Raw genomic sequence first — 7,155 nt, forward strand, 5'->3', positions numbered from 1 at the left:
ACGGCCCGCTCATCGCGCCTCGATGACGCGGACGCGGTGGTCGAACGGGAACAGCAGCGCGGACGGCGCGAGATCGATGCGGTCGGTGGCGTCGCCGCGCCGCCCGGTGAGCGGGTCCGCGGGGTGCAGGAGCACCTCGTCGACCAGCTCGACGCCGGGCACCCGCTGCAGCGCCGCGAAGATCTCCCCGGCGCGCAGCGGACGGCCGAAGGGCCAGCCGTCGCCGTGCGCGCCGCCGGTCAGCGGGTCCAGATAGGCGTACAGCGCGTCGAGCGCCTCCGCGCGCACCTTCTCCGACTGGGCGGCACGGAAGGAGTGCAGCGTGGCGACCACCGTGACGCCCTGGTAGAACGGCGGCCCCACGGCGAGCCGGGTGCCGATCGGGCGGCGGTCGTCGAGGAACTGGGTGACCCGGGACAGGAGTTCGTCGCCGGGCACCAGCTGCTCGAAGCGGAGCCGCCCGCCGCGGTCGGACACCGCCTGCGGGACGACGAGCACCCGCACCGCGTTCTCGCCCGCCTCCGCGGCGTCCGCGGCGATGCAGTGGATGCGGGCCGTCTCCGGCGCCGCGCGCCGCGCCAGCTCCTCGTAGTCGCGCGCGGTCACCGCCCGCTCCTGGGCGCGCAGCGCGATGGGCGCGCGGACCTTGGCCTCCTGCACGGTCTCGCCGTCGACGCCGCCGCGCGCCGCCTCGCGGTTCTCCACCCGTGCGACGTACGGGATGGAGCTGCGAAGCACCTGGATGGCGCCGCGCGCCACGTTCCCGGCGCGGCCGCCGCCGGTGCGGTAGCGGGTCGCGCGGATCGCCGCGCCCTTGGCGGGCACGGCGCCGAACTGCCGCAGGGAGCCGTCCGGTTCGCGCACCGCGGGACCGAAGGCGATCTCGCCGGTCGCCGCGTCCAGGGTGATGTGCCGGTCGAGCGGCCCCGACGAGGCGAAGTCGGCGACGACCTGCCACGGCTGCCAGCCGGCCTCCTCGCTCTCGTCGTCGGCGCCCGCGGTCCCCTCGTCCCCGGCGTGCCCCGCGACCTCCAGGACCAGCGGCGGCCGGTCGGCGACGACCGGGGCCTGGGCCAGCCGCAGGCGCTGGCCCGGCACGCCGGACGAGTCGCCGAGCTGTTCGTCGCGTACGACATCGGCGTGCGCGACCGAGGTCGTCCCGCCGATGGTGAACGCCGAGGCGGAGCGCACGGTGGGGGACGCGCTGTAGAAGGGCTGGCCCTGCGCGGCCTCGATCACCCGGCAGCGCAGCCAGCCCGCGTCCTGCCGGCCGATCCGCGAGACGATGTGCCCCGCGGGGATGTGCAGGACGACCTCGCCGGGCCGGTTGAGACCGCCGGTGGAGTCCTCCTCCACCTCGCACTCCGTCCAGCCCTCCGCGGTCCACGCCTCCCACACCAGCGGCGGCTGGCGCGGGTCGACGCCCACACCGTCGACGCGGCTGTCCAGCTGGAGCACGGCGGCACAGCGCGGCACCGCGGCACTGAGCCCGAACAGCAGGGTGTCGCCGGGCCGCGGGGCGGCCGCGAAGACCGCCACGTCGCGCCCGCCGAAGACGTCCTGCCCGCAGTCCTGCGGGGTACCGCCCGCCTCCTGGCGCAGGACGGACTCCAGCTCGCAGGGCACCACCGTCAGATCGTCCTCGGTCGCGAAGGCCACCGCCTCCTCGGTCTCGGTGCGGCTGGTGGCCACCTCCGTGCCCGCGGGCAGGACCACCGGCTCGGGCTGCGGCGCGGAGAGCCAGAAGGTGACGTCGGCGCGGGCGGCGGCCGGCGGGAAGAGGGTGACGCCGAGCAGGTCGAGGAAGGCCAGGTGGTTCTTCTCCGGCACCCGGTTGAGGCGGTACACGACCTGGTCGGCCATGTGCGCGACCGCCTCGATGAGGGTGACGCCCGGGTCGGAGACATTGTGGTCGGTCCACTCCGGGCAGCGCTGCTGTATGTAGCGCTTGGCGTCGTCGACGAACTGCTGGAATCGCCGGTCGTCGAGATGGGGTGCGGGCAGGGCCATCGGACTTCAGACTCCGCTTTCGGTTTCCGTGGACGGGATCACGTAGAAGGGGAAGACGAGGCTGCGCGGGTTGTTGGTGCCGCGCACGCTGTAGCTCACGTCGATGAACAGGACGGACGGGTCGTCGGGTGCCGGGCTGACCTCGACGTCGAGGACCTCGATCCGCGGCTCCCAGCGGTCCAGGGAGGACCGCACCTCGTACCGGATCCGGCCCGCCGTCGCCTCGTTGACCGGCGCGAAGACCATGTCGTGGACGGCACACCCGAATTCGGGCCGCATCGGCCGCTCGCCCGGTGCGGTGGCGAGCACCAGCCTGATCGACTCCTCGATCTCGCGTTCGCGGCGGGCCAGGGCGATGCCGCCGCCCGCGTCCGTGCGCAGCGGGAACGTCCAGCCCGCGCCGACGAACTGTTCACTCATGTCCCTCAACCCCCTTAGAACGGAATGCCGTTGCGCAGTACGGCCGGTGCGCTCAGCGCGACCGTGGCCGGCGAGCTGATGGCCGCGGCGGCGCCCGCGTTGACGGCCACCGCGCCGACCGCGCTGACCGAGACCGCGCCGACCGCGTTGACGGCGACGGCGCCCGCCGACTTCAGGCTCACGGCGCCGGTCGCGTTGATGTCCGCGGCGCCGCCCGCGACGACGCCGAACTTCGCGCCCGCCTTGATGTCCACGGCCCCGCCCGCGCTCATCGTCAGCGACCCGCCCGCCATCAGCGACAGATTGCCGCCCGCCTTGATGCTCACGTTCCGCGTCCCCGTGATGGACACCGAGCCGTCACTGCGGATGGTGACCTCGGTGCGCGTCTCGTCCATGTGGACGGTGAGACGGCCGTTGCCGGTCTGCAGCCGGATGCCGCTCTTCATACGGGACTTGGCGTCGACCAGTTCGAGGGTGTGGCCGCTGCGCGAGGCGATGGAACGCCAGTTGACGCGGCCGCTCGTCGGGTCGATCGGCTGAAGGCCGTCCGTGCTGGGCGTCGGCTTGTCGACGCCGTTGTACAGCCCGGCCAGGACGTAGGGATGCTCCAGCGAGCCCCGGTCGAAGGCCACGAGCACCTCGTCGCCCACCTCCGGCAGCATCAGACCACCACCGCGTACGCCGCCCAGCTGCGCGATCCGGCACCAGTCGCTCTCGTACGTGTCCGAGAGCCACGGGAAGCGCAGCTTGACCCGCCCCATCCGCAGCGGGTCCTTGGCGTTGCTGACCAGCGCCATCGCGACACCCGGCATCGGCGGCGCGGCGTCCGCGCCGCCCGAGGCGAGCCCGTACAGCGAACGGAACTGCCGCCCCGACACGGTCAGCCAGGTGGTGAACGGCCGCCCGGACTCGAAGACATGGCGCACCCCGGTCGCCGTGTACTTCCCCTCGAAGGGGAAGCCCGCGCCCTTCAGCGCCACCGGCCTGCCCGGCTGCAGCTCCGGATTCCCGGTCACCGCGACCTCCAGCTCCGCGAAGGAGCCCGACACGTCGTCGGCGAGCGACTTGGCGGCGTGCGTGACCTGGGCCTGGGTGGTGTACGGCGTCTGCGTGCCGGTGAGTTCGGCCTTGCCGAACGGCTGCGAGACCTGCGCCGGGGTGATGTCGGCGACGATGTCCTTGCTGACGGTGGCCGGGGACTGCGCGGTCAGGGCGCGCTTGCCCCGCACGTCCCAGCCGCGCGCACCGGCGGTGGCCACCTGCCCGGCCGCGGTCACCGCGACCCGGCTGTGCAGCGCGTTGTGCCCGAACTCCAGGACGTACGGGCTCTGCGCGGACGGCGTCGTGTCCGCGGGCGCGCCCGCGGCCGGCTTCAGGCCCGCGAAGCACAGCTTGCCGTCCTCGTCGAAGGACAGCCGCGTGTCGTTCTCCTGGGCGAGCCGGGACAGGAAGTCCCAGTCCGTGATGTTGGGCTGGGTCGCCAGCTCGTACACGGTCGGAGTGGAATCGATCTTGCCGAGCTTGAGACTGTTCAGACCGGCGACGCGGCGCACGATGTCGGAGGCCGTCATGTTCGGGTAGCCCTGCACACGGCGATTGCGAAGCAGCCGGTGACCCGGGTCGTAGCCGCGCACCACCAGGGTCTTGCCGCTCGCGTCCGAGTCCACCTCCAGGGCGGTCACCTCACCCGTCAGCATGGGCTTGCCGCGCACCCCGTCGGTGAACGGACAGAGGACCGCCTTCGCGCCCACCTTGATCTGCGGGAACTTCTCCAGGATGTCGCCGCCGCCGTCGACGAAGGTCAGCTGGAAGGCGGACGGCACATTGACGCTGGAGTCCACCCAGCCCTCCACGAGCAGCACGGCGAGCTTGTCGGGCAGCCGGGAGCCGCCGATCTCGGCGTGCAGGACACTCGTGTACGTCTTCTCGCTCATGCGGACTCCGGGTGCGCGGGGGCGGTACGGGGCTCGTCGGCGGCGGGCAGCAGCAGCTCGGTGCCGGGCCGCAGCCGCATCGGGTCGTCGATGTCATTGGCCTCGGCGATCAGCCGCCAGCGCGTCGCGTCCCCGTACTCGCGCCAGGCCAGCGAGGCCAGCGAGTCACCGGCGACGGTGCGGTGCACCCGCCGCGCCGACAGCGCGCCCGACGTCGGGTTCTGCCCCTTGGTGGGCATCGCCACCTCGGTCAGCGCCAGCGAACAGGTGGCGCGCAGCGGCTCGCCGGTCGGATTGAACAGCGTGTACGTCGCGCTGACGCTGGTCACGTACGCGACGAACTGCACCGTGTTGAACGACCCCCACGAGAACCGCACCCAGGGCGGCGAAGGGCGCTTGGACGACACGCTCTGCGGCGTCACCTCGCAGCAGGAGAGCAGCAGCTCCACCTGCTTCTGCACCTTGCCGCCGTTCGGCGTGCCCGAGGAGTCGAGGAAGACCTCCAGCTGCAGCGAGGCCGGCTGGGCGCCGGTGAACTTCGGCGGAGCGCCCCGCATATAGGCGACCGCGGGCTGCGTACGCCACTCCGCGGTACGCCCCAACTGCAGCTGCGTCGGATTGAACTGGAACTCCACCTCACCGATCCGCCCGCCCATCGATCCCCCCAGATCGGTGGGCGGCTGGTGGATGGCGAGCGCGGCCCGCACCAGGCTCGCGCCCGCCTTGCCGCCGGTCGGCGCGGCCATCTCAGGCACCCCCCGCGTCGGTGAAGCCGTGATGCGCGATCTCCAGCGTCTCGGTCGCCACGCTCGGGCTGTCCGGGCTCAGGCTCGGCCCCTGCCAGCTCACCGGAAGCACCTCGACGAGCCCCCACTGCGCGACGATGGACCCGTCCGCGCGCAGGGCCGCGATCTGTGCGGTGGGCCGCGTGATCCCGGTCGCGATGGACGAGATCCAGGCGGCCACGCGCGAGGTGTCGGCGGTCAGCGGCCGGGTCAGCCGGATCGTCGAGAACGTCACGCGGGTGGGCAGCTGCCAGACGAACCCGTTGTTGCCGCCCTCCTGCCGCTGCTCCACCTCCACCTGCGACGACAGGCCGTCACACCCGTTGAACAGGCCGAGGTCCTGGCCGTCGATGGTCAGCTTGAAGAAGACGGTGGAACCGGGGTCCTGGGTCGAGGGCATCGGGCTGTTCTTTCCTGTGGCGGTCGGCGAAGAGGGATACGACGTCGGGGGCGGGGGCGGGGGCGGGGGCGGGGGCGGGGTCGGAGTCAGCGGCCGTGGTCGCGCAGCCGCCCGAGCCGCTCACGGTCACCGCGCAACTCCGCCCGCAGCAGCCGCGAGAGCGGCGCCACGAGCCGCCGCGCAAGCTCATCGATCTCAGCGGGCCCGGACGGCTGCGCGGGCGGGTCGGCCTTGGGGGTGCTGTCGGTGCTGGTGCCGGTACCCGTGCTCGCGGGGGCGGCGGTGCGTTGCAGGGGCGGCGCGGCGGGACGTCGGGGCCTGGGCGCGGGAGCCGGGGGCGGCGGAGGCGCGGGTGCGGGGCTGGGTGCCGGCTTGGGCGCGGGAGCTGCCGCGCGCCGCTGGACGGTCGGGCGCGCGGGGGTTGCCGGAGTGCGTACGGGCGCCGCCTGAGCACCGTGCTGTGCCAGCGGTACGACGACGGGGCGTGCGGGCTCGCCGGGGTTGGTCCTGGCGGAACGCTGAAGGGGCGCGGGCGCGGGCGCGGGCGCCGGGGCGGGGGCCGAGGCCGTCTTCGGCGCCTGCACCTCCAGTCCGCGCGCGGAACTCAGGGGGAGGGGACGCGGCGCCCCGGACTGCGGGGCGGGGCGGTAACTCCCGGGGGCGATACGTCGGTTGACGGGGACGACGGGGGTGGGGCGCTGGGGCTTGGGAGCGGGAGAGGCGGCCGTACGGGCAGGGGTGCCTGTCGGTGAAGGGGCCGAGGAAGCGCCCGGGGCGGCAGCGGACGGAGACGCCGCCGAGGTGGACGCGGTTGGCGTGGCGGCAGAAGAACCGGCCCGGGTGACCGCCGGAGGCACGGCCGGGGCAACGGCCGACGAGGTGGCCGTACGGGAATCGGCCGACGTGGACGCGGTTGGCGTGGCGGCCGGAGAAGGGGGCCGAGTGACCGCCCGGGAAACGGCCGGCGTGGCGGACGCGGACGGGGCAGTGGTCGGGGTGGCCGCCCGGGAATTGGCCGGCGTGGCGGACGTGGACGCGGCTGCGGAAGCGCCCGGGGTGGCGGCTGGCGAGGCGGTCGGGGTGGCTGCCCGGGAGCTGGTCGACGTGGACGTGGCCGGGGTGGCCGTCCGGGAAGTCGCCGATGCGGCGGACGGCGACGCGGCGGACGCGCCCGGGGAGCCACCCGGAGCGGCTGCCCGGGAAATGGCCGACGCGGCGGCCGAGGATGTGGCTGGGGTGGCCGTCCGGGAATTGGTCGACGTGGACGCGGCTGCGGAAGGGGCCGAGGAAGTGGCCGGGGTGGCGGCCGGAGAGGTGGCTGGGGTGGCTGCCCGGGAGCTGGTCGACGTGGTGGACGTGGCCGGGGTGGCGGCCGGGGAGCTGCCCGGGGTGACCGCCCGGGAAATGACTGGCGTGGCGGCCGGAGACGCGGCCGAGGATGTGGCCGTGGTGGCAGCCCGGGAAGTCGCCGATGCGGCGGACGCGGACGTGCCTGGGGCGGCAGCCGGGGAACTGGCCGGAGTAGCAGCCCGGGACGTGGCCGACGTGGCGGATGCGGACGTGCCCGGGGCAGCGGCTGAGGAACTCGCCGGGACAGCGGCCGGGG

At 74.1% G+C, this 7,155-nt stretch carries 6 protein-coding genes and 1 pseudogene; 1 reads left to right on the plus strand and 6 read right to left on the minus strand.

What is annotated here, in order from left to right:
• Positions 1-9: 9 nt before the first annotated feature.
• The 6 genes from ACFWZ2_RS05205 to ACFWZ2_RS05230 all read right to left on the minus strand — a co-directional run bounded on the left by ACFWZ2_RS05205 (position 10) and on the right by ACFWZ2_RS05230 (position 6,133).
• Positions 10-2,010, minus strand: a complete 2,001-nt coding sequence (locus tag ACFWZ2_RS05205) for a putative baseplate assembly protein (protein WP_384542020.1) — start codon at positions 2,008-2,010, stop codon at positions 10-12.
• 6 nt (positions 2,011-2,016) lie between these two features.
• Complete coding sequence (locus ACFWZ2_RS05210) at positions 2,017-2,430, minus strand: GPW/gp25 family protein (protein ID WP_384542023.1); 414 nt, start codon at positions 2,428-2,430, stop codon at positions 2,017-2,019.
• 14 nt (positions 2,431-2,444) lie between these two features.
• On the minus strand, positions 2,445-4,364 hold the full coding sequence (locus ACFWZ2_RS05215) for a VgrG-related protein (RefSeq protein WP_384542025.1): 1,920 nt from the start codon (positions 4,362-4,364) through the stop codon (positions 2,445-2,447).
• Entirely contained in the window at positions 4,361-5,110 is a 750-nt protein-coding gene (locus ACFWZ2_RS05220) for a LysM peptidoglycan-binding domain-containing protein (protein ID WP_384542028.1), read from the minus strand. The genes ACFWZ2_RS05215 and ACFWZ2_RS05220 overlap by 4 nt, the downstream gene beginning before the upstream one ends.
• A gap of 1 nt (position 5,111) precedes the next feature.
• A complete protein-coding gene (locus tag ACFWZ2_RS05225; protein WP_384542030.1) occupies positions 5,112-5,549 on the minus strand; it encodes a phage tail protein in 438 nt (145 codons plus the stop codon).
• A gap of 86 nt (positions 5,550-5,635) precedes the next feature.
• The gene (locus ACFWZ2_RS05230) at positions 5,636-6,133 is read right to left on the minus strand and encodes a hypothetical protein (protein WP_384542033.1); all 498 of its coding nucleotides are present in this window, start codon (positions 6,131-6,133) and stop codon (positions 5,636-5,638) included.
• A gap of 232 nt (positions 6,134-6,365) precedes the next feature.
• Between ACFWZ2_RS05230 and ACFWZ2_RS05235 the strand changes: the two are divergent.
• Positions 6,366-7,155 (plus strand): annotated as a pseudogene (locus ACFWZ2_RS05235) (hypothetical protein); the annotation flags it as partial.

This window comes from Streptomyces sp. NPDC059002, from assembly GCF_042740435.1.
In the GTDB taxonomy this organism is placed as follows: domain Bacteria; phylum Actinomycetota; class Actinomycetes; order Streptomycetales; family Streptomycetaceae; genus Streptomyces.

Bases quoted from the DNA above. Each gene is read 5' to 3' on its own strand.
- ACFWZ2_RS05220 (WP_384542028.1), bottom strand. From the start codon at position 5,110: ATGGCCGCGCCGACCGGCGGCAAGGCGGGCGCGAGCCTGGTGCGGGCC.
- ACFWZ2_RS05225 (WP_384542030.1), bottom strand. From the start codon at position 5,549: ATGCCCTCGACCCAGGACCCCGGTTCCACCGTCTTCTTCAAGCTGACC.
- ACFWZ2_RS05215 (WP_384542025.1), bottom strand. From the start codon at position 4,364: ATGAGCGAGAAGACGTACACGAGTGTCCTGCACGCCGAGATCGGCGGC.
- ACFWZ2_RS05210 (WP_384542023.1), bottom strand. From the start codon at position 2,430: ATGAGTGAACAGTTCGTCGGCGCGGGCTGGACGTTCCCGCTGCGCACG.
- ACFWZ2_RS05205 (WP_384542020.1), bottom strand. From the start codon at position 2,010: ATGGCCCTGCCCGCACCCCATCTCGACGACCGGCGATTCCAGCAGTTC.